Source organism: Synechococcus sp. Nb3U1 (assembly GCF_021533835.1).
In the GTDB taxonomy this organism is placed as follows: Bacteria; Cyanobacteriota; Cyanobacteriia; order Thermostichales; family Thermostichaceae; genus Thermostichus.
Genome location: NZ_JAKFYQ010000002.1, coordinates 160,059 through 182,118, shown reverse-complemented (window position 1 = coordinate 182,118; position 22,060 = coordinate 160,059). Strand labels below are relative to the sequence as shown.

Genomic DNA, 22,060 nt, shown 5'->3' with positions numbered 1-22,060 from the left:
TTTGACGCTGGAAAAGGCTATCACTCGGGCTTGAGCAAAGCAGCCACATCTTGGCAGGAGCTACCGTACCAATCTTGCTGGGCTTGCAGTTCTTCTGCTAAGGATCCCGTCGGGCCAAAGTCGGGACAGGGGTAACCCAGCGAACGCAAACCCGCCACCAACACCTGTGGGGCAAGCCACCACTGCTGAGCCAACCGCAGCAGATCCACTTTGTCTTCGCTGTGGAGAGACTGGCGCAGTTGTTGACGTAACCCCTCACTGGAAACGAGGGGTATCCTTTGGCTGTGAACAGAGATCCTGAGGCTATCGCTAGGGCTGTAGTGCAGTAGCCACTTTAAGTGCTCCAAAGAAGGGGGCCAACTCCACAGCCAGAGATGATCGTAGCGATGACCCGCTTGCGGGCGATCGTAATGCACCACCCGGCTGGGATCCCTTGATGGATGGAACGAAAGAGTGGGGCGGCGGAATCCGTAGAAGAGGATGGTGCCCTGAGCTTGGGGCAACAGCGTTGAAAATCGCTCCACCGGTTGCCAATGCAGGGGTTGGGTGGGGCGGGGGGCGGGGCGATAGATCAGCGTCAGTTCAGACGGAGATTTTGAGGCGGAAGTAGCGGGCTGAGAATGGATCTTGGGCATTGGTGGGGAAAGGGGGATTGGAGGAGGGGGGGAGTCAAGAACCTGAGGGGACTGAGCGGGTCGGATGCCAGCGATTTCCAATTCCAGTTGGGCTTCCCCACGCCAGGTTTTCGCTTTCAGGGTATAGGCCAGATCGACCCGCTCCGGCAAGGGGTAAAGCTCGGCCCCCCGCCACCGGATGGCCCAGAGGGGACGGTTGCGGGTTCCAGAGGCTGATTGGGGAGGGGGATCCTCTTGTACCAGCAGTTTCAGGTGGCTTTTGTCGGAGCCATTGCCTTCAGGGGAGCTCCGTCCGAAACATTGTTGTTGCAGAAGGTGCAAGTTACGGCTGCAAAAGATGGGTTCGGGATTGCCGATGCCACAGGGCTGCAAATGCTGCATTTGCTGGTAAAGCTCCAGGTTGAGCTCTGCCAGAGAGGCTTCTATATCGATGTGCACCAGGGGTTGAATCTGTTCCGGTTCTAGGTGAAGTGCGGCAAACTGTCGTAGTCGTTCCTCTAAGGCAGGCCAATCTGGAGCCGCCAGGCTAAAGCCCCCTGCTGCCGGATGCCCGCCCTGTTTGTGAAACAGGTCTTTGCAATACTCCAGCGCCACAAACACATTAAATTCCGGGATCCCTTGCCGTGCCGAGCCGCTGATCTGTCCCTGCCGCGATTGGCTGCCGATAAACACCGGACACCCGTAGCGCTCCGCCAACCGTGAGGCGACAATGCCAATCACCCCTTTGTGCCACTTGCGTTCTGGGGATCCCAGCACCGTCAAGACCCGATCCTGTCGCAGATCCCGCCTGCGCTGGACAATTTGCTCTAGAGCTTCACTTTCGATGCGGGCACACATCTGTTGGCGTACCTGATTCAGCCGTTCACAGCGTTGCGCCAGTTGGTCTGCTTGGGTCGGATCATCCGTGGTCAGCAACTTAATCACCATGCCCGCTTGGCCAATCCGTCCGACGGCGTTGATGCGGGGCCCCAGCCCAAACCCGATCGATTCCGGTCGTAACCCTTCCGGACTGGCATCTGCCGGAGAGAGCAACCCCATCACCCTTAAAAGGGCGCGGATCCCTTCCACCCGTGAGGTGGGCAGCAGTTGCAACCCCTGACGAACCCAAAGGCGATTGACCCCTGTCAGGGAGGCCAGATCAGCAATGGTGCCCAGGGTAAACAGCTCCAGCGCCATGCGACCCAGAACGGGATCCCCGCGTTTTTCCGCCAAGGCTTGGGCGAGCAAGTAAGCCACCCCGACACCGGCCATACCGCGATAGGGAGAAGTTTCCGGGATCCGCTTCGGATTGAGGATGACATCCGCGGGTGGCAACTGCGGCGGCAAATCATGATGATCCGTCACGATCACTGTTAGACCGAGTTCCTTGGCCAGTTGGATCGGCTCCTGGGCGGAGATGCCGTTGTCTACGGTCAAAATCAGATGAAAGCCCTCTTGGTGCAGCTCCTGAACCATGCGGCTATTCAGGCCATAGCCCTCTGTCATGCGGCTGGGGATGCGGTAAAGCACCTTGCCCCCCAATTTTCGCAAAGCCCGCAGGAGTAGCGCCGTGCTGGTCATGCCGTCGGCATCGTAGTCTCCGCAAATGGCGATTGGTTGCTGAGCCTCTAGGGCCTGATCCAGAAGGTTCACCGCCAAAGGCAGATCGGCAAAATCGCTGGCTGGCGCTGGCAACTGAGCTGGGTTGGGATCCCAGTATTGCTGGGCCGCTTCCGGGCTAGAGAGGCCACGGTTGAGCAAAATTTGCCCCAGCAATGGGGATATTCCCACCGCCTCGGCCAACTTCTGTGCGGCCTGCCGATCGACCGGATGAAACAGCCAGCGTTGTGAAGGGATCCCGGCCATACGTGTCGGTGAATCGAGCGGCAATGTTACAGTTGGCCTATGCGCCATCACTCTACAGCTTTTTCCGACTTCACGCAGGCCCTTGAGCTAGGCAAAAATCTTATGGAGCAAGGGATTAACCTGAATCTACTCTGAATCTGCTGTAGCTGTATCAGATAACGCTGGCAAAGGCTGCAGCTTGACCTTAACCCGAACGTTTTTCTCTTCCGCCCATGTATTCTCTGCTGCTCACCTATGGTCTGAATCCCCTGACGGGCTTGAAGGTATTGGTGAAATCTCCTGAACGAGCTTCCTTGTGGGGGTTGGCCCAGCAATTTTGGGGTCGCTCTGGAGCCCGGCGCCGCGAGCCACGCCTACAGATCTCGTTGGGCCGGTTGGTACCGGAAGAAACCGAGCATCTTTCTAAGTTAGAAGCTCTGCTGCGCCTAAGGTTTTTCATCGCCCTAGAAGCGGAAACTCCGGAAAAACCCTTACCTGCCCTTCCCTCCGGCCAGGGATCCGCCATTCAGGTGTACCGCCACGCCGAAGGGACTGAGCACTACAAGACAGAGGTGATCCGCTTTGCGGTAGGAGGAGCCCGGAGAATCCGCCGTCGCCGTCGTTAAATATAGGGATAGAGTCTTGCCAGCATAACTATACTGGAGGTGCACTAAATCTGTGCCCCGCCTGTGGAAAACAACTGGCTATATCATCGTCACTGTTGGCCGAAACGAGGCTGTCGTCTGTTGGCTGCCACGCTGGCCATGCTCTGTGTCACCCTGCTGGCTTGGGGGATCCCCTCTCTGGCGGCGCCACGGCTGGTGGTGGTTCCCGATGGCCCCGGGGTTTTGGAACGGGTGCATAGCCTTGCTCCGGATGCTTTTCGCCGTCAGATCGGATCCACCTCGGTGATCCAAGTGGGGGCCTTCCGCCAGCAAGACAGCATCGATCTGATGTTGGGATCCCTAGCTTTACTGGGCTTGCAGGGTCAGGTGTGGTCGCCAGAAGCTCCGGGGGTTGGATCCGGAGGAGGGGTACCAAGGGGGGGGATCCCCTTTCACTGGCCCTATCCGGTTGCCCCGGAGGTTTCTCTGGAACCGGTCAGTGGGCCGGGGGGTCGGGTGGAACGGCTGCATCGGGAGGCCGCCCAGGCTTTTCGGCAAATGCAACAGCAGGCCCAAGCCAGTAGCATCTCGCTGGTGCCAATTTCCGGGTTTCGGGATCTCTCGGTACAAACCGCCCTGTTTCGCCGCCAGATCCAACGCCAGGGATCCGAACAAGCGGCCATGCGCCTCTCTGCACCGCCTGGCTACAGCGAACACCATACCGGCTATGCCCTCGATATTGGCGATGGGCGGCATCCACAAACCCATGTGCAGTACAGCTTTGCCCAAACCCCTGCCTACGCTTGGCTGGCTCAGTACGCACCGCAGTTTGGTTTTGAGCTGTCCTTTCCGCAGGGCAATGCGCAGGGGGTCAATTACGAACCCTGGCACTGGCGCTATGTGGGATCCCCACAGGCGGCCTCCCTGTTTGCCCAGGCTCGTCTGGCCTCTCGGTTGTAAGGTTGCCCGCGAGCGAACCCTTGAGTTGCCACCAATTCCGACACAGGAGATGGATCCATGCGCAACAGCCCTTTTGCCACCCTGAGCGGATCCCTGGGGGGATTCTGTTTAACGGTTGCCCTTACCTCACCGGGGGCCTTTGCCCTAACGCGCTACCAGGTGCGTGTCCTTTCTGAGAGGGCGGCAGACTTGGCCCAGGTGCAAACCCAGGTACCGGATGCCTATTGGGTTCAGGGGGATGAGCAGGTTTTCATCTTGGCGGGAACCTTTATCAACCGCGCCCATGCGCAACGACGCCAGATAGAACTGGAGCGCTTGGGACTTCAGGTGCGGGTGGTCAGCCGCGAAGAGACGGATCCCCCTTTGCCCCCTGCTGTGGCCAATCCCCCCAACCAAGGCTCGTCCTCACCGGCAGCCTCTTCTGGCCCACCGGAAACCGTTCCTGCTGCAACCGTACCCAGTTCACAACCTTCTGCACAACGGCCTTTTGCCACGCAAGTGCCCAACCCCACCCAGGATCCCCGCCTTGAGGAGCAGGTGCGCCGCTTCTTCCCGGGAGCGACGGTTGTGGAATACCAGGGGCAAGCAGCCCTGCAAACCGGGGAGTTTTCTCGCCTATCCCTGGCTCAAGACCAAGCTCGTTGGTTAACGGCTCGAGGACTACCGGCGGTGGCTGTAGCAGTAGCAGATACAGAGACGCAGCCCTTTCCATCTGGGGATCCTGTATTGGCGAACCTGGAGCAAGGAGAGAACTACTGGGTGCTGGTGGCAGATCCAACCGGCGAAAAACTGCCGACCCTAGAGAGCTTGCTAACGAGATCCCTACCCCTGATCTACGACGATCTGCGGGTGGTGCGTACCGGCGGGTTTGCCCATGCCCAAGCAGCCGAAGAACAGGTGCGCTATCTGGCGAGCCAAGGCTACGAAGCGGGGGTTTTTCCGGCGGATCTACGTCGTTCTCAACCGCTACTACAACGGGATCCCGATCCCGTCCCCACCCCAGCTGCTCATTCCGCTCCAGCCTCCCCTTCAGCTCCCCCAGCCTCCGAGGCCCAGAGCTTTTGGGTGTTGGTACAGGCGGGAGAAGAGGTACTACCTCGGCTACAACAGTATGCCCCAGATGCCTTTGTGCGCGGCTCCGTGATCCAGGTGGGCACCTACCAGCAACGCTCCAATGCGGAACAGGCCCAACGGTCTTTGTCTGAGGCGGGGTTCAATGCTCGGATTGTAGCTGCCGAGAATTAGTGTTCGTGTGCCCTTGGCGTAAAGAAAGGTCTGTATTCCTTTCCCAATCCCCTACAGTATCCAGAGGCTTGTGGGCTACGCCATTTAGCTTGATTGGCGGGTAGACCGCAGGTCGTTCCTAGCCCCGCACTGTACCTTCAGGTCAGTGTCGGGATGAAAGCCGTGCTTGTTGAGTGTGGCAATGCTTACAGCAGGCTATGCCAACGATGCCGCACTCAACAAGCCCTACCCAACGAATCAGTCTGGGGCATCTTAGTTTTCGATGTACTTTTTCAAGACTGAAACTGTCACGCCCCCACAGGATGCGATGAAGTACGATTCATTCTAAAGAACATTCTTCCAATACACTTTATCAACTTCTTCCGGGAACTCACTGCAAATCTTACGACTGGTTAGAGACTTCAAATTACCGATGAACTTTGGAAGTTCTGTTTGTGGGAGGTACTGAAGCAACAAATGGATATGATTTTCTTTCCCATTGAACTCAATCAACTTGCACTGCCACTTTTGGCACAGGTCATTCATGAGTTCTCCCATGCGAGTCAGCATTTCCCCCGTCAGTACCTTACGTCTGTACTTGGTTGTTAACACCAAATGAGCTTTCAGGTCGGACATGGCTCTACCACTTGAAACAAAATCGTTGTGTATATCACTGTTTTTTGTTTATGCTACACTCAATCTATGAGAATTGCCTATCAATACAAGCTACTGCCATCCACTTTGCAACTTGTCACGATGAATCGTTGGCTTGATATGCTTCGGCAGCAGTACAACTGGATGCTGGCAGATTGGTTTGATTGGTGGGAAATGAATCGCTGTCTTGTCAATGCTTGCCCCCTGGTTTGCAACATCGCTGAACCCAGAGAAAAGCCTGAATACTACGGACAGAAACGCTCTCTGGTAAGGCTGAAGCGGGATAGACCCTGGTACAAAGAGATTCATTCTCAAGTGCTACAAGATATGGTGAAGCGGGTCAAACTCGCTTTTGCCCGTTACCTGAAAGGGGACTGCAACGGCAAAAGATCGGGCAAGCTTCGGTTTAAGGGTGTAAATCGGTATCGTTCGTTCACCTACCCTCAAGCTTCGATTGACTGGATTGATGGCAACAAAATCGAACTGCCCAAAATTGGAGCAGTGAAAGTCGTTTGGAATCGTCCATTACCTCCAGGGTTTGAGGTCAAAAGCGCAATTCTGAGTCGGAAAGCTGACGGCTGGTATATCACGCTGTCATTGCAGGATGATTCGGTTCCTGAACAAACGATTGACGTTGTCCCAAATTGGGATAACTCCATTGGCTTGGATATGGGGCTAGAGCATTTTGTGGCAGATTCAGAGGGTGAATTGATTGACTATCCTCGTTTCCTGAGGCAGGCAAAATCCAAGCTTGCCAAGTTGCAGCAAAAGTGTGATGCTCGCCCCAAAGGCAGCGTCGCCCGAAAGAAGCTGAGTCAAAGGATTGCACGACTGCATCAGAAAATTGCAAGACAGCGATATCAGTTTCACTGCGAGACGGCGAATCAGTTGCTTATCAAAGCTGATGTGGTCTTTGTTGAAGACTTTAACCTCAGCAATATGACGAAGCGGTGCAAACCAAAGCAGGACGAAAATGGAACGTTTCTACCCAATGGACAAGCGGCAAAAGCAGGACTGAACAAGTCTTTCGCTGATGCTGGAATCAGTCAGTTCGTGAACCAAATCCTACCTTTCAAAGCTGAAAAAGCTGGAAAGAGAAGGATTAAGGTTAATCCGACTGGCACAAGCCAGCATTGCTGTGTTTGCCTGAACCGTGTCCCGAAAGAGTTGTCGGACAGGTGGCACTCCTGCCCAGAATGCAAAGCAGAAATGCCACGCGATACAAATTCTGGGGTGCTGATCAAAAAAGTGGGGTTGGGACTCGCCTCACTCAAAAAAGCTCAAAGGGCTACGGCTCGGAAAGAAGCCCGCGCTCTATGCGTTGGCACAAGCCTGCCCTAGGCACAGCATGAGCGTCGGGAGTAGTTCACCTTTTGGGGTGCCGGACTTGTTGACATCTGTAAAAGAGTGAATCGCACAAGGGATCCCAGTCGAACCGATTCGCCAAGATGTGTTGACGGGTCGCTATTTCACCTTCTTCCGAGATCCGGATCATCTACCCTTGGAGCTGTACGAATGTCCAGAACAGGGATCCCCGCTCGCCCAGGCAGAAGAAAGCTAGAGTAGAAATCCCGAATCAGTTAGCCAATTCATGGTGATAGGACTCCCTCCCGCTGACGCGAGCAGCGATTCTCTTCGGATCTCGACAACCCCCTCGACTGCCCTGACCCAACGGCCTCGCATCGTGGCGGCCCTCTCTGGTGGGGTGGATAGCTCGACTGTGGCGGCGATTTTGCACGGACAGGGCTATGCCGTAGAAGGGGTTACCCTTTGGTTGATGAAAGGGAAGGGTCAGTGCTGTACCGATGGCTTGGTGGATGCGGCCACCATTTGTGAGCAGTTGGGGATCCCTCACCATGTGGTGGATAGCCGCGAGGTGTTTCAAGCCAATATCGTCGATTATTTGGTGGCAGGCTATGCGGAAGGCATCACGCCTCTGCCCTGCTCCCAGTGCAACAAAACAGTGAAATTTGGCCCCTTGCTCACCTATGCCCGAGAAACTCTCGGGATCCCGCGAATCGCCACCGGCCACTATGCGCGGGTGCGTTTCGATGCCGATTCGGGACGGTACCAACTGCTGCGGGCAGTGGATCGCCAAAAAGATCAATCCTATTTCCTCTACGATCTCAGCCAAGAGCACTTGGCTGGGACATTGTTTCCCCTTGGGGAATACACCAAAGCCCAAACCCGTGAGATCGCCGCTCAGTATGGTCTGGTCACCGCCGCCAAGCCAGAAAGCCAGGATCTCTGCTTGATCGAAACCCACGGCTCCATGCAGAGCTTTTTAGATCTGTACCTCGGGCAAAAGCCGGGGGAAATCGTCGATACCCAGGGGCGGGTGCTGGGATCCCATGAGGGCATTCACCACTACACCGTCGGCCAGCGCAAGGGCTTGGGCATTGCCGCCCCCAATCCACTCTACGTGGTGCGCATCGATGCGGCCATGAACCGGGTCATCGTCGGGGAACGGGAAGAAGCCACCCAAGCAGAAGCGACGGTACGCCAGGTGAACTGGGTCTCGATTGCCAATCCTGAAGAGCCGTTGGCGGTGGAAGTTCAGGTGCGCTACCGAACCACCCCGGTAGCGGCGACCTTGATCCCAGAATCCTCAGGAGGAGCTCGTTTGCAGTTTGCAGAGCCTCAGTTTGGCGTCACCCCTGGACAGGCCGCTGTCTGGTATCACGGCGAGGTTTTGCTGGGCGGCGGGATTCTGGAGCGACCTTCCCATTGACAAAGCCTATGGTCAAAGGCAGAGAAGCAGATGACAACCAGCGAAGATCGGCTCGACCGAGTGGAAACCCTTTTGCTCCAGATGGCGGAACAATCGGTTAGACGAGACCAAGCCATGAGCAAGCGATCCAGAACTTGATGCAACTCACCAGTGAGACCCGTTCTGATTTAGCTCATTTTGCTGAGTGGACAGAAACCGTCACCCAATCCATTGAGGAGATGCAGGAGGTTCTCATGCAAATGCTGAGTATCCTCCAGGGGCGCCAAGATGCACCTCTTGCGGATCTGGAACAACAAAGGCTCCAAAATCAACGAGACCAGGCAGAATTCCGGCAGAGGATGGAAGAACTACGGCAGCGCCAAGTGGAGTCTGACCAGCGCTTCAAAATCCTGCTAAAGGAAATTCGGTTCTTGATTCGGCAACAGAAATCCCCTTGAGTAGGAAAAACTCAAGATGGCCTGTTGATTCCAAACGGGTTCTGAACAGACTTGATTGAGATTGAGATCACGACTGAGATCGGGCTGTTTACAGCCATTGACGGGAGGCGGACTTTTCCATATCCGCTTGAGCCTGCTGCAACATGACCAGACGGCTATCGTGTCCGGGAGACAAGTTCAAGGAAGGAGTAAGGCTACGGGCTTGTAGAGCCATGTGGAGTTGTAGTTCCGTCACGTACTCGCGCAGGCCGGAGGTGGATGAGGTGAGAGCCGCTGAAGGAGAGTAGGAAGCAGACATCACGATAAAGAGTTCCTCGCAAGATTGCCACAATCGCTCTGTTAAGCTATCACGCCTCCCCCCTCACGTAGGGTTCCAGAATGTTAGGTTTGATTAAGCTTTGAAACAGATTTTGCGGACGATGATGCTCCTGAACGATTGGCAGCGCTCCAAGTTGGATCCCAGCGATGACACCCTCTTTTACGACTATCCCCGCTTCGTCACCCATGTGGATTCTGGGTTCATCGGGCAGCTTACTGATCTGTACCGTGAGCATTTGCAGCCCCAGACCCGGATTTTGGATCTGATGAGCAGTTGGGTTTCTCATCTGCCGCCAGAAATGACCTTTGCCCATGTGGAAGGACATGGCATGAACCGTGAAGAACTGGCAGCCAACCCACGCCTTAACCATTTCTTTGTGCAAAATCTGAACCAAAACTCGATCTTACCTCTGCCGGATCAATCCTTTGAGGCGGTGTTAAACACTGTTTCGGTGCAATATCTGCAGCAGCCGGAGCAGGTGTTTGCCGAAGTGTACCGAGTCCTGAAGCCACAAGGGCTTTTCATCGTCAGTTTTTCCAATCGCATGTTCTTCCAGAAAGCGATCCAGGCGTGGCGGGATGGCTCTGAGGCAGAGCGTGTGGAGTTGGTGAAGCGCTATTTTGCCTCAGTGCCGAGATTTGAGGTGGTTGAGGTGATCCAGCGGGTTGCCCCCTTGAGTTGGGTCAGTTTTCTAGGAGGGGGCGGCGGGGATCCCTTCTATGGGGTAATTGGGCGGCGCTCGGCTGAGTAAGGCTTTTCCGTGGCACTCTAGAGCAATCTCTGGATCCCGACACCCTAACTGAACCTTGCCGCTTTGTTCATCCCCAAAAAGGCCCCTTTGTTCTCCAATCTTCCCGCCGGTTCTCCCCTGCAAAACAGCGATTCTTCTCCCCTGCTGATCTCAGAGATTGGCGAGGCAGGCTTACTGCAAATTGTGCAGCGCTATTGCCCTGCGCAGGTGGTGGGGGATGATGCAGCGGTGTTAGAGGCTCCCAAGGGACAGTTGGTGGTGACCACCGATGTGCTGGTGGAGGGGGTACACTTTAGCGATTTAACGACCCCGGCTCATGCGGTGGGTTGGCGCTCGGTGGCAGCGAATTTATCCGATCTGGCGGCGATGGGATCCCGTCCTCAGGCGCTGGTGATTGGCTTGGGCTTGCCTGGCTCTACGCCGATGGCTTGGGTGGAGGGGCTCTACCAGGGGATGCAAGCCTGTAGCTCCAGCTGGGGATCCCTGTTGGTAGGGGGGGATCTGTGTCGGTCTCCCCACCGGTTTGTCGCGATTACAGCTTTGGGAGAAGTGCAGCCAGGACGGGTCATTCAACGCCAGCTGGCTCAACCGGGAGATTGGCTGGTGGTAACGGGGCCCCATGGGGATGCGCAAGCAGGGTTAGAACTTCTGCTTCATCCAGAACAAGGATCCGCAGTGGCCGCACCAGAGCGAGAGTGGCTGATCAAGGCCCATCAATATCCGCGCCCGCGACTGGATTGTTTGCCGGTTTTGCAAGGGATCCCGGATCCGCTGCGCATTGGTGGCATGGATACCAGCGATGGCTTGGCGGATGCTTTGGTGCAACTGTGTCGGGCCAGTGGGGTAGAGGCGAGGATCGATGTGCAACGGATCCCGATTTCTGCTGCCTTGAGGCAGGTATTCCCAGCGCAAGCGCTAGAGTGGGCACTCTACGGGGGAGAGGATTTTGAGTTGTTGCTCAGTCTGGAGCCAAGGGTGGCCCAACAGTTGCTGGATCGGATGCCAGGCTCGGTTTGTATTGGACAGGTCACAGGCTGGGATCCGGAGGGAACCGTCCGGTTGCAGGGAGGAGAGATACTCAGCCGCCAGCAGGCTTTCCAGCATTTTTGACTGCCTGTTTCGGTGAACTGAGACTCAGAACAAGGTAGGGATCCCTCCTGCTCAAGTCCCTTCCGTGTTGGGATTCACCTTTCTTTTGGGGGATTGCTTCCATAATCAGGAAGGGATCCCATCTGTGAGTGCACCCGATGGAGACACTATTGCTAGTTTTGCAAGAAGAGCCAATTCTCTCCTTCGCCTTGTTGCTGGGGGTGATCTTGGTGGTGCCGCTGCTGTTCGAGTGGCTGCGCTTGCCGGGGCTAGTGGGTCTTTTGGCGGCAGGGATCGCTTTGGGACCGCAGGGGCTGAATCTGTTGACGGCAGAACTGCCCACGGTTCAGTTGCTCTCGGATATCGGTGTGGTTTATCTACTGTTTGTGGCCGGGCTGGAGATCGACCTAGAGCAGTTTCGCCAAACCCGCAACCGTTCCGCTACCTTCGGATTTTTCACCTTCGCTATCCCCCTCCTCGTGGGCACCTTAATCGGGCGGTTTTTTGGTTTCGGTTGGAACTCGGCGGTCTTGCTGGGATCCCTGTTTGCCTCCCATACCCCGCTGGGCTACCCGATCGTCAGCCGTTACGGTCTGGTGAAAAATGAGGCGGTACTGGTCACTATCGGCGGCACCATCTTCACAGATATTGCGTCGCTGCTGGTGTTGGCGGTTTGTGTCGGTATTCATGGGGGGGAGTTTTCCCTTTGGAGCCTGCTGGGCTTGCTGGGGTCCCTGTTGATCTATGCAGCAGCAGTTCTGTTTGGTTTGGATTGGTTGGGGCATCGCTTTTTCCGCCGTACCGGCAGTGAAGAGGGCAACCAATTTTTGTTTGTGTTGCTGGCTTTGTTTGGGGCCGCTTTGGGGGCGCAGTGGATTGGGGTAGAGAAGATCATCGGCGCCTTTTTGGCGGGTTTAGCCGTCAACGACGTGCTGCGGGAGGGCCCCGTCAAAGAAAAAATTGTTTTCGTGGGCAGTGTTCTGTTCATCCCTGTCTTCTTTGTGGATATGGGGCTGCTGATCGATTTGCCGGCTTTTGTGCAGACCCTCAGCTCCGTATGGCTGATGTTGGCCATCTTGGTGGGGTTAAGCTTCAGCAAGTACTCTGCTGCCCAGATCTGTCAGTGGCTGTACCGCTATACCCCTGCCCAGAAATTGATGATGTGGTCGCTCTCTCTGCCGCAGGTGGCAGCAACCTTGGCGGCAACGGTGGTGGGCTTTCAGGTGGGTTTGCTGGATGCCTCTGTTCTGAATAGTGTCATCGTGTTGATGTTGGTCACCGCCACCCTGGGCCCGATTTTGACCAGTCGAGCTGGGGCGCAAATGGCTATGCAGGAGGAACAGGCTCAGCTCAAGCCGCCGGTGGATCCCGCTCAGGAGGTGCCGTATCCCGTTCGAGAGCCCTACGTGGTGGTGGTGCCGGTGGCCAATCCGGATACAGAGCAAAATCTACTGGAGATGGCCGCCCTACTGGCCAAACACGAACAAGGGCGGATTGTGCCTCTTTCGGTGGCTACGGGTCACGTACACATGGATGCGCCGTCGCTGCAAGCCTCTCTAGAACATGGCGAGTATTTGCTCAAACGAGCGGTGGAGTTTTGTCAGCAGTTTGGGGTACAGGCCACCCCCCTTAGCCGTATCGATAGCCATATCGCCCAGGGGATTAGCCATGCCAGCCGCGAGCAGAAAGCCAGCCTGATCGTCATGGGCTGGAGCGACACCACTGGATTGCGAGCCCGCCTATTTGGCAACGTGATCAATAGCGTTCTCTGGGCCACCCATTGCCCGGTTGCCGTTGCCCGGTTACAGCATCCTCCCCACAAGTTGCAGCGCATTCTGGTGGCCCTAGAAAATTTTCGGTCCCAGTCGGCCCGTTCGGTGCGCTTTGCCCAAATTTTGGCCGCCGCCAATCAAGCGGAGATCACGTTGCTGCACGTCTGCCCCAGCGGCACTCCCGAACCCGATCGCCACTGGTTAGAAGCCCAACTGACCGTGTTGGCAGAACAGCCTAGCCCCGCCTGCGGTTCCCGATTAGAAGTAAAAGTCCTGGCCAGTGACGATATCGTCAAAACTCTCTTGAAAGAAGCGGAAGTTTTTGACCTGGTGGTGTTGCCGTCGTTTCGTCGGCGCAATCGCAGTGGGGGCTTGTCCTTTAGCGATGTCACCACCGAAGTTCTGGAACGGCTCAACGGTTCCTTGGTCATGCTGGGAGAACCCCTCGAGCTCGGTCAGTAGCGCCTCCAGACGGGATCCCCCTTGATGCCGACAACGTTGGATCAGATCCCCCGATACCCCTACCAACCGGCCCAGCCACTCGTCGGGTAGAGAAGTGAGCAAGCTGGGGCCAAAACATTGGCAGAGATGTTGCCAAAGGAGAGCCGCCCGCCGCAAGCTGGGGTGAGATTCCGTCAGCTTTTGCATGGTTTCGGCACTGTGGGCACGACGACGATAGCTCCACTGCCGCTCTAGGAAGGTGGCGGGAGCCTGCAAGTAAACCTGCCCAATTGGCAGAACCGCCCGGCAATCCCGGTCGATGGCCATGCCGACAGCCCCACCAAACTCTACTAGCTCGACGGTATGGGTCTTCTCCAGCAACAAGCCATGGGATCCGATCCCTTTCACCAGCCAAACCTGGCCGCTGCGCACATGCTCCAGCAAAGTCAAGGGATCCCAGGAGCCGGCCCAGGGTGGAGATCCGCCTGGGATCCCTTCTACAAGGGGTGGAGCACTATAGAAGATGTTGATGGGTATGGGGGTGCTGTTTGATATTGTCGGCATCGCTCACCTCCACCACCGCATTAATGATTCGTCGGGGCTCGACACTGTGGTTCAGCTTAAAAACCCCTTGCTCCGGCGTACAAGTTTGATGGAGAGGAATGTGGCGAAACTCCGGCTTGCTGCGATAGGTGCGAGTAGCCGCTTGAGCTCGTTCCACAAAGTCTTCTCCGGCAAAGACTCCTGCCGGGATGATATCTGCTGGCAACACAGGGATCCCGCCCTTGACAATTTCCGCGTAGGTGGTGGCGTACAGCAGGTGGTAGGAGGTGCTGCGGCGTTCTTGAACCAAGCAATCGAGATCGGCAGCAGGAATTGGCTCTGCCACCTGAACTTCCATCAGGCGACCCTCTTCATCCCGTTGGAAGCAAGTTGCCACCCCTATCACCACATATTCCAGTTCCTGTACCGCGTTTGAGCCGAGACTGAGTTGAGCAGTATCCGACATCAATACAGATCTCCACACAGATCTCCACACCAGTGAACCCGCTGCCTCGGTTTCAGGTTCCGTTGCCGAAACATTGGGGAACAGGCCGTCCTCACCATAGCAACAATTCTGGTGTCGGGCATCTGCAAACGAACATCCCCCTAACGCACATGGGCGATATTCCCGTCGAAACTGCGCAGATTCAGGGAGCCGAGAACCTGATATGGTAGGCGTTATCTTGACTGCCTTGCCTTTTTGCTCAGTGCAGCCACCCCCTCTGATGCGAGAATTGCCCCCTGATGCTTCCAATTCTGCTGGTATACCGCTTGGGGATCAAACCCTGGCTCTGATGCGTGTGCAGGATGCTTTGGATCAATTGGAGGCAGCGATTCTGGATAGTCCCCGGCTGTTCTGGTCCCGTACCCTGATCGAAGAAGACAGCATTTTGGAGCAACTGGACTTTATCCGACTGAATATCCCGACAGCTCTGGAGGAAGCCGAAGAATTGCTGCGCCAGCGGGATCGCATTTTGGCTCAGGCGGATCGCTACGCCCAAGAAATTGTTGCGATGGCGCAACGGAAAGCCGAACAGCTGCTCAACGAGTCAACCATCCTGCGGCAGGCCCAGGCCCAAGCGGAACAGTTGTTGCGGCAAGCCTATCAACAGAGCGAGGAACTGCGCCGGCAAACCCTTCAGGAGTCGGATCGCCTGCAGCAGGAAGCCCATCACTACGTGGATCAGGTTTTACAAGACCTAGAGCTGCGGTTGCTGGAGTCTTTGCGGGTGATACGCAACGGGCGGCAAAATCTTCAGGCCTAAGTTATTGACTCAGGGACTGTCCAGTTGTCCATTTTTAAGTCAATATAGGGGTAACATCCGAGCTTGCTTACCCTGCGGATTCGTGGTAGTCAAACTGGCCTCTTGCGGGGAAGACGAAGATAAGCTCTGGATGCCTTGTCAGGAACTCGATCCGCTGCCGATTGCTGTTGCCGAAGGGATCCCGACCTTTCGCGCCAGTGTGACGCAGTTCTTCCTTCGCTTCACCCGAGAGCGCGTGTCACTCTTCTTCAGCGATTGCTACAGAACTGTATTTCCCAGCCATCTGTGCCAGCGGGCTCATGTTTTAATCTGCGAGTTCCGGCTTCCACCCCATTCGGGGAGCCACCCTGTCGTTTAGGAGATTCTATGCCCATTGAATCGAGAACCCGTAAGAGCCGTGAAAGTACCAGCTCGCGCCCGCGTGACCGTCGTCGTGAATCTGCCAGAAGCAGCAAAGCAGCAGCTCTCACCACTAGCCTCTCTCTGCCCAAGTTGATCCAAGAGAATGCGGTGCTGCAATCTCGCAGCCAGTTGCTGCTGATGTACAGCGACTTCCAAACCGAAATGCCCAACGATGGCAAAACAGGCATTGGCACCTGGCTCCAGTCCCGCCTCAAGGAGCATGGCATGCCCAGCCTGATGCGGTTTGGCCCCCGTTCTCGCCCCCAGGTTTTCCGCCGCGATGAATTTTCCGAGTGGATCAAATTGGCTCTCACTCCGGTGAGCCCCAAAAGCGATGCCATTCACTAGATAGAGAGATAAGCGGGTTTGCCCTATGTTGCCTTAAGCTAAGCGCTGAGGGGCAACCTGGGGGTAGTAGCCCGTTGCCCGCCCGAAGTCGGCCCAGGGATCCCATTGCGGGAATGGGTTGAACTGGGCTCTTCAGCATCCGGCAGGAGCAGATCCCGGATCAAACGAGCTGCGGAGCGTTGCAACCAGCGGGAGGCCAATTGACGCCCCAGTTGCTGGGCTTCCGGTTTGGTGGCTACCTTGGCCACGACCGGGAAAAGCTGCATCGGTTGGAAGGTGGGGTTACCACTCAACAGCTCCCACAGCCGTTGCAAATGTTCCATCGTATCTGAGGTGGGCTGAGCCGGGGATCCCGTCTGGGAGCCTGGGCTGGAGAAAATCGCATCCACCAATCGCTCTCGTAGAAAAGCACCTCGTTCGGAAAAGATGAAATCCAGGGCTTTTTCCAGGGATCCCTGCAGGTCGAAATCTTCACTGTTGGTGGCATTGCGCAGCAGATTTTCCAGGCGATTCCAGCGAAATTGTCCTTGGTTAAACAGCAACTCCCGTAGGGAAACCCGCAGTTCTGGGGCCGGATCGCTGAGCAACCGTTGAGCCACATAGGGGTAGGCGACACTCAGCACCTTAAAGTTGGGATCCAAACTGATGGCGATCCCCTCCAGAGTCAGCAAAGAGCGGATGATCAGGGCATAGTAGGCGGGCACGCGAAAGGGAAAGTCATACATCACCCCGGAGAGCTTATCCGTCATGCTCTTAAAGTTCATTTGAGCCACAGAGCTGCCCATGGCCTCAGCAAAGACAGCTTCTAGAGCAGGAATGATCGGGGTAAGGTCAGTATCAGGGCTTAGAAATTCCAGATCCACATAGTCTTGAGCCAGCCCGACAAAATCGCGGTTAACCAAATGCACAATTGCTTTGATCAGCCCATAGCGTTGATGGGGCTGAATGGTGCTCATCATGCCAAAATCGATGTAGGCTAGCCGTCCATCGGCCATGGCCAAGAGATTGCCAGGATGCGGATCCGCGTGGAAAAAACCATTTTCCAAAAGCTGCTTGAGGGAGCAATTCACGCCAATCTCAATCAGGTGTCGCCCATCTAACCCAGCGGCAGTGATTTTGTCCAATTGGGTCAGCTTGGTGCCGTCGATCCACTCCATCGTCAGCACCTTGGTGCGGGTGTAGTCCCAGTAGATTTTCGGGGCGTAGATGGAAGGATGACGATACAACTGCAGGAAGCGCTCGGCATTGTGACCTTCCTGGGTGTAGTCCATCTCTTCGTAGAGCCGTGCGGCAAACTCCTCCACGATCCCGACCAAATCGCTACGGATGCGGCGGAAGGTTTGCTTGGCCCAGACGGCCAGCCCGCGGATGATGTACATATCGAGAGAGATGCGCCCGACCAAGTCTGGACGTTGTACCTTGACGGCAACTTTTTCACCCGTGTGCAGATAAGCTTGGTAAACTTGCCCGAGGCTGGCGGCGGCAATGGGGTTGGGGGTGATCTGGCGGTAGATTTTGTCCACAGGTAAGCCGATCTCCGACTCGATCAGGTCGAAGGCAATCTGGTTGTCGAAAGGGGGCAGCTCATCCTGCAGTTTGGCCAGTTCTTCTAAAAACAGGGGCGAAACCAAATCGGGGCGAGTAGAGAGAGCTTGGCCAATTTTGATCGCCGTTGGCCCCAGCTCCGTGAGAATTTTCCGCAGTCGGGCCGCATGTTTGGGACGGTTCTTCAGCTCTACTCCCCGCCAACGATCCCAAAAAATCCAGGCCAGCAAGCCTACAAAGGGGCTGACTAACTGAAACAGGCGCCGCAACACCAAGTCCCAACGGCCGCGATACTGTTTGGCCAGCTGCTCTGGGTCGTAACGCAGGGCCGGCTCCGAGGGTACAGGCTGGCTGCGGGATCCCGGAGAGGTGGATGGAACCAAAGAACCTGCCGCTGCAGAGACAAGGCTGTGCTGTGTCGCGATCGGTGTTGACGGTGTTGCGCCCATAAAAGCCCCAACGGATCCCGTAACACATCTTAACTTGCTGACTCAGGCAAGCGCCTCTGCAAGGTCAGGATTCGCTCACTCCATCGGGTTGAAGGAATCATGCCAGGGGATCATCACCCGCTCCAGCAGGTTCACCATCTGAAACAGCAACATGGCGAAGGCGGAGGTAACCGCAATCGTGGCCCATAGCAGCTCAATGCGAAACTCAAAAGTGCTCATCACCACCAAATAACCCAAGCCGCGATCGGAGCCAATCCACTCTGCTACCAAAGCGCCGATCACCGCTGCGGCACTGGAAATTTTCAGGGCCGAGAGCAAATAGGGCAAGGCTGCCGGCCAGCGTAACTTAGTAAACACCTGCCAGGGAGAGGCCGCCAGCGTATACATCAACTCCAGACTGGAGCGATCTACAGAGTTGAGGCCACGGGTCATGTTCACCAGTGTCGGGAAAAAACAGATCAAGGCGGCGATGATCACTTTGGGCAACAGGCCATTGCCAAACCAGAGCAAAAACAACGGCGCCAAAGCAACGACGGGAATGGAGCGGATCGTCAGAGCCAAGGGGAACAAGGACTGCTCAAGGGTGCGGGAGTGAACAAACAAAATCGCCAGCAAAATGGCCACCCCATTACCCGCCAGAAAGCCCAAAATGGCCTCTAAAGCCGTCACCCATAGGTTGCGCCAGAGCAAGGCGCGATGCTGCATCAGGGCAACCCCGATCTCGCTCGGCTTAGGCATGATGTAGGTGGGCACCTGTAGCCAACGGGATCCCACTTCCCAGGCCAACAGAATACCCAGGATGATCAGCAGGGCATTGCGGTAGCTGTAGAGCTTGCGCCACAGGTTAGGCCGCACAGCAGGGGTAGAGGATCCCTCCTCGGGGGGCGGCCCAGAGGCCGGCATCTCGGCTACACCAACGGCACCCCGATTCAATTGCTCCTCAGGCATAGTAGAGTGCCTCCCGCACTTGCAAGCTGTAGTCGTAAATGTGGCGGGCTCGGGTGGCCATATCGGTGGCACGGGGTCGGGGCAAGTCGATATTGATGATGGTTTTGATGCGTCCCGGTCGCGGCGAGAGCACCACCACCCGATCGGAGAGGAACACCGCCTCTTCAATCGAATGGGTAACAAACAAAACTGCCGCTGTGGTTTCCTGCCAAATGCGCAACAGCTCCAAATTCATGCGGTCGCGGGTGATCTCATCCAGGGCTCCAAAGGGTTCATCCATGAGCAACAAAGGTGGGTTGAGAGATAAGGCCCGCGCCAAGGCTGCCCGTTGCCGCATGCCCCCCGATAGATGTTTGGGCTGTTTGTCTTCAAACCCGGTCAGATGCGCCAGCTTCAACAGCGCGCGCGGTTTTTCCACCAATTGGGCCGCCGCTGCCCCCATCACCTCCAGCGGCAGTTGCACATTGTGCAGCACATTCCGCCAGGGCAGCATCACCGGATCCTGAAACATGAAGCTGAAGCTGTGCTGCTTACGGGCTTCGGTAGGGGTTTGCCCATGCACCCCAATCTGACCGCTGCTGGGTTTAAGGATATCGGCCACCAAACGCAAAATCGTGGACTTACCACAGCCACTCGGCCCGATCAGGGAGACAAATTCTCCGGCTCGCACGCTCAAGTTGACATCCTGTAAAGCGGTGACCGCCCGCCCACCGGAAAGGTAGGTCATGCTAACGTTTTGCAGCTCAACGGCAGGGGGATCCCCTGTGGTTCGGGGTGGCGTCAGGGGGTCAAGTGTTGCCATGCACCTTCTCCAGCAGCTCGAAGACCAACAGCTGGCTGACATCGATGGGCCTTTCGATCACTTCGGTTTCCACCGCCACCTGATTGGTTTGCTCCCACCGCTCGGGATCCATCCAGAATAGGCCCTTTTCTTCGGTTAGCTCCGACACCATTAGCTCCAAACCGGCGCGGTTTTGGGCGATCTGCTGTGTCAGACTCAACCCTTCGCCATATTTTTCCACCACAAATTGGGCCACTTCATCCGGATTTTGCAGGGTGTATTCCCATCCCTTAAGGGAGGCGCGCAAAAAGGCTTCTAGCACCTCGGGTTTGCGTTCTAGCGTGGCTTCGGTGGCGATGAACGTGTCCGCCTCGAAGCGCAGGCCCATGTCGTAGTAGAGGAACACCCGCGGTTCGATGCCCTGCTCTTTCATGGTCAGGGGCTGGTTGGTGGCGAAGGCGGTGTAGAGATCCACCACTCCCTGCATCACCGGGCTAGGGTCAAAGGACACCACGATCATTTCCACCTGATCTTCCGGGATCCCGTTAATTTTCAGGACAGTTTTGACCACACTACGAGCCGTTTGTTGGTGGCCAATTTTTTTGCCGGCGAAATCTTTTGGGCTCATGATGCCGCTATCGGCCCGACAGACCATGCACCCCGGCGACTTCTGGTAGGTGGAGCCAAAGGCGATCAGGGGTACGCCGCGAGAACGGGCGGCCACCAATTGGGTTGCGGAAGCAGTAATACCAATATCTGCGGTGCCACTAGCGGTGACAGTAGCCGGATCGATCTGGCCGCCACCGGGCAGGATGTTGATATCCAGTCCTTCTTCTTTGAAAAAGCCCTTTTCCAGCGCTGCCCACTGCCCAGCAAATTCCACATTCTTAATCCAGGCCAGTTGCAAATTGGCGGCTTGCAGGGTTTGGGCTTCTGCTGTTGGCCAGGACTGCCAACCCATGGCTCCGGCAACCGTAAACCCAACTGCCTGTTGGAGGAAGGCCCGACGGCTACTGGGCCAACCTGCAAGGGTGACTTTCTCCAACATCTACCCGCTCCTTTGACCTGTTTTGGATTGTTTTGGATATGGATTCTGGAAATGGAGCCACCCGCTGATGCAAAATGGGCAGCCATAGGGTGAGAAAAGGCTGGTTGTACCTTAGTCGGTCTGGTTTCAGGAAGTTGTAGCTGCCTATACGGGGAGCCCATCCCAGGCTTCCAGGGCCCGACTGTTGTGGGAGAAGTGCCCCATGGGTCTGCAGACGGTCGGGATTCCACCTATGGCCACCTTTCGGGATCCTCCTAAAATGGGAAGGCTGCAATGTCTGTCTTTGTGTCTGGATCCCCCATTCTTCCGCCTGCTCAGGATTCAACTCGGTTTGAAGCCCTCAAAGCTCGCCACCTATTGTTGGCTTTTCTGCTGATCAACCTGATGGCGGGTTTGGTGGTGGTGCTGATGGCCAGGCTATTGGATTTGGAAGCAGATGATCCACTGCTGGCCTACTTCGTCTATTGCTCTACGTTCATCCTCATCTGTGTCTGGAGCTGGCAACGGGGGCAACAGGCTGATCTACAGATGGGGCAACTGTGGGGGAACTGGCGGTCTCCGATTCCCTGGAGATCCCTGCTGCGGGTGGTGCTGGCTTTGGTGATGCTCTCTATGGGCACAACCCTGTTGATGCTCTATTTGGTATCGCTGCCTTCACCGGAGCTGGCGGAATCGATGTTGTATTCGCTGGGGGAAGATGCCAGTGGAACGGCTTGGCCACTGGTGTATCAAGGGTTGCGCTGGCTGTCGATCGTGGTGGTGGCGCCGGTAACAGAAGAATGGCTGTTTCGCGGCATTTTACTGCACCGCTGGGGCCTCAAGTGGGGGATCCCCAAGGGCTTACTGGCTTCTTCTATTTTGTTCGGGCTGCTGCATCCTAACCCGATCGGGCTGACGGTGTTTGGCTTGGTGATGGGCTTGTTTTATCTGCAAACCCGCTCCTTGAGCTTGCCCATCCTGGCCCATGTCTTGAATAATATCTTGGCTTTAACGCTGGGATCCCTGGGGGGAGAGGGGGCTGAGCAAAGTGACCCAATTGGCATTTTTTACCTGTACTACAGCCTGTTCTGTCTAATTTTGGCTGGGTTCGTTTTGGTGCCCTTTATCCGCTTTCATTGGCCGGACCGCGGAGCTCGGCTGCCCTATTTTCTCAATAGTCGATGAGTATTTCTACTGTTTTCTCTGTGGCCAGAGGGGCGAGAATCGCTGTGGGATCCCTTATCGGAAAGCAAGTGGGATTTTGCGAGCCCTATCCTAATCTGCTTTGGTAAGGAATGCAAAGAAAACGC

19 protein-coding genes and 1 pseudogene are annotated in these 22,060 nt (G+C 56.1%); 12 read left to right on the top strand and 8 right to left on the bottom strand.

Annotation, left to right across the window (positions count from 1 at the left end; genetic code table 11):
• Positions 1-20: 20 nt before the first annotated feature.
• Positions 21-2,528 carry a single-stranded-DNA-specific exonuclease RecJ gene (gene recJ, locus L1047_RS11330; protein WP_235279087.1) on the bottom strand — a complete coding sequence of 836 codons (2,508 nt, stop codon included), beginning with the start codon at positions 2,526-2,528 and terminating at the stop codon, positions 21-23.
• A 164-nt stretch (positions 2,529-2,692) separates the two neighbouring features.
• Here recJ and L1047_RS11325 point away from each other — a divergent pair, with 164 nt between their 5' ends.
• The 3 genes from L1047_RS11325 (at position 2,693) to L1047_RS11315 (ending at position 5,269) form a co-directional block, all read left to right on the top strand.
• Positions 2,693-3,085 carry a hypothetical protein gene (locus L1047_RS11325; RefSeq protein ID WP_235279086.1) on the top strand — a complete coding sequence of 131 codons (393 nt, stop codon included), beginning with the start codon at positions 2,693-2,695 and terminating at the stop codon, positions 3,083-3,085.
• 120 nt (positions 3,086-3,205) lie between these two features.
• Complete coding sequence (locus tag L1047_RS11320; RefSeq protein ID WP_235279085.1) at positions 3,206-4,024, top strand: M15 family metallopeptidase; 819 nt, start codon at positions 3,206-3,208, stop codon at positions 4,022-4,024.
• 57 nt (positions 4,025-4,081) lie between these two features.
• Positions 4,082-5,269: a sporulation protein gene (locus tag L1047_RS11315; protein WP_235279084.1), complete on the top strand. Its 1,188-nt coding sequence runs from the start codon at positions 4,082-4,084 to the stop codon at positions 5,267-5,269.
• Positions 5,270-5,521: 252 nt separating this feature from the next.
• Here the strand turns inward: L1047_RS11315 and tnpA are convergent.
• Positions 5,522-5,917: pseudogene (tnpA, locus tag L1047_RS11310) on the bottom strand (IS200/IS605 family transposase).
• 33 nt (positions 5,918-5,950) lie between these two features.
• Between tnpA and L1047_RS11305 the strand changes: the two are divergent.
• From L1047_RS11305 to L1047_RS11295, 3 genes are all read left to right on the top strand, one after another.
• A complete protein-coding gene (locus L1047_RS11305; RefSeq protein ID WP_235279083.1) occupies positions 5,951-7,243 on the top strand; it encodes an RNA-guided endonuclease InsQ/TnpB family protein in 1,293 nt (430 codons plus the stop codon).
• 250 nt (positions 7,244-7,493) lie between these two features.
• Positions 7,494-8,633, top strand: coding sequence for a tRNA 2-thiouridine(34) synthase MnmA (mnmA, locus tag L1047_RS11300; RefSeq protein WP_443081714.1), 1,140 nt, complete (start codon positions 7,494-7,496; stop codon positions 8,631-8,633).
• 137 nt (positions 8,634-8,770) lie between these two features.
• Complete coding sequence (locus L1047_RS11295; RefSeq protein WP_235279082.1) at positions 8,771-9,070, top strand: hypothetical protein; 300 nt, start codon at positions 8,771-8,773, stop codon at positions 9,068-9,070.
• Positions 9,071-9,158: 88 nt separating this feature from the next.
• On the opposite strand, the gene L1047_RS11290 is transcribed toward L1047_RS11295, so the two are convergent.
• Entirely contained in the window at positions 9,159-9,368 is a 210-nt protein-coding gene (locus L1047_RS11290; RefSeq protein ID WP_235279081.1) for a hypothetical protein, read from the bottom strand.
• Between the two features lie 121 nt (positions 9,369-9,489).
• Between L1047_RS11290 and L1047_RS11285 the strand changes: the two genes are divergently transcribed.
• The 3 genes from L1047_RS11285 (at position 9,490) to L1047_RS11275 (ending at position 13,463) form a co-directional block, all read left to right on the top strand.
• Positions 9,490-10,140, top strand: a complete 651-nt coding sequence (locus L1047_RS11285; protein WP_235279654.1) for a class I SAM-dependent methyltransferase — start codon at positions 9,490-9,492, stop codon at positions 10,138-10,140.
• A gap of 87 nt (positions 10,141-10,227) precedes the next feature.
• A complete protein-coding gene (gene thiL / locus L1047_RS11280) occupies positions 10,228-11,250 on the top strand; it encodes a thiamine-phosphate kinase (protein WP_235279080.1) in 1,023 nt (340 codons plus the stop codon).
• Between the two features lie 137 nt (positions 11,251-11,387).
• Positions 11,388-13,463: a cation:proton antiporter domain-containing protein gene (locus L1047_RS11275; RefSeq protein WP_235279079.1), complete on the top strand. Its 2,076-nt coding sequence runs from the start codon at positions 11,388-11,390 to the stop codon at positions 13,461-13,463.
• A gap of 493 nt (positions 13,464-13,956) precedes the next feature.
• Here the strand turns inward: L1047_RS11275 and L1047_RS11270 are convergent, their stop codons facing one another.
• Positions 13,957-14,451: a hypothetical protein gene (locus tag L1047_RS11270; protein WP_235279078.1), complete on the bottom strand. Its 495-nt coding sequence runs from the start codon at positions 14,449-14,451 to the stop codon at positions 13,957-13,959.
• A 217-nt stretch (positions 14,452-14,668) separates the two neighbouring features.
• Here L1047_RS11270 and L1047_RS11265 point away from each other — a divergent pair, with 217 nt between their 5' ends.
• A complete protein-coding gene (locus tag L1047_RS11265) occupies positions 14,669-15,250 on the top strand; it encodes an ATP synthase F0 subunit B (RefSeq protein ID WP_235279077.1) in 582 nt (193 codons plus the stop codon).
• Between the two features lie 366 nt (positions 15,251-15,616).
• Positions 15,617-16,000, top strand: a complete 384-nt coding sequence (locus tag L1047_RS11260) for a hypothetical protein (RefSeq protein ID WP_235279076.1) — start codon at positions 15,617-15,619, stop codon at positions 15,998-16,000.
• A 38-nt stretch (positions 16,001-16,038) separates the two neighbouring features.
• Here L1047_RS11260 and L1047_RS11255 read toward each other — a convergent pair whose 3' ends face one another.
• The 4 genes from L1047_RS11255 to L1047_RS11240 form a co-directional block, all read right to left on the bottom strand.
• Positions 16,039-17,994 (bottom strand): ABC1 kinase family protein, encoded by a 1,956-nt coding sequence (locus L1047_RS11255; RefSeq protein WP_235279075.1) that lies wholly within the window; start codon positions 17,992-17,994, stop codon positions 16,039-16,041.
• A 75-nt stretch (positions 17,995-18,069) separates the two neighbouring features.
• The gene (locus L1047_RS11250; RefSeq protein WP_235279074.1) at positions 18,070-18,942 is read right to left on the bottom strand and encodes an ABC transporter permease; all 873 of its coding nucleotides are present in this window, start codon (positions 18,940-18,942) and stop codon (positions 18,070-18,072) included.
• Positions 18,935-19,744: an ABC transporter ATP-binding protein gene (locus L1047_RS11245; RefSeq protein ID WP_235279073.1), complete on the bottom strand. Its 810-nt coding sequence runs from the start codon at positions 19,742-19,744 to the stop codon at positions 18,935-18,937. Before L1047_RS11245 ends, L1047_RS11250 begins: the two co-directional genes overlap by 8 nt.
• Positions 19,731-20,771 (bottom strand): ABC transporter substrate-binding protein, encoded by a 1,041-nt coding sequence (locus tag L1047_RS11240; RefSeq protein WP_235279072.1) that lies wholly within the window; start codon positions 20,769-20,771, stop codon positions 19,731-19,733. The genes L1047_RS11245 and L1047_RS11240 overlap by 14 nt, the downstream gene beginning before the upstream one ends.
• Positions 20,772-21,044: 273 nt before the next feature.
• Here L1047_RS11240 and L1047_RS11235 point away from each other — a divergent pair, with 273 nt between their 5' ends.
• Positions 21,045-21,935, top strand: a complete 891-nt coding sequence (locus tag L1047_RS11235; protein ID WP_235279071.1) for a CPBP family intramembrane glutamic endopeptidase — start codon at positions 21,045-21,047, stop codon at positions 21,933-21,935.
• Positions 21,936-22,060: the final 125 nt, after the last annotated feature.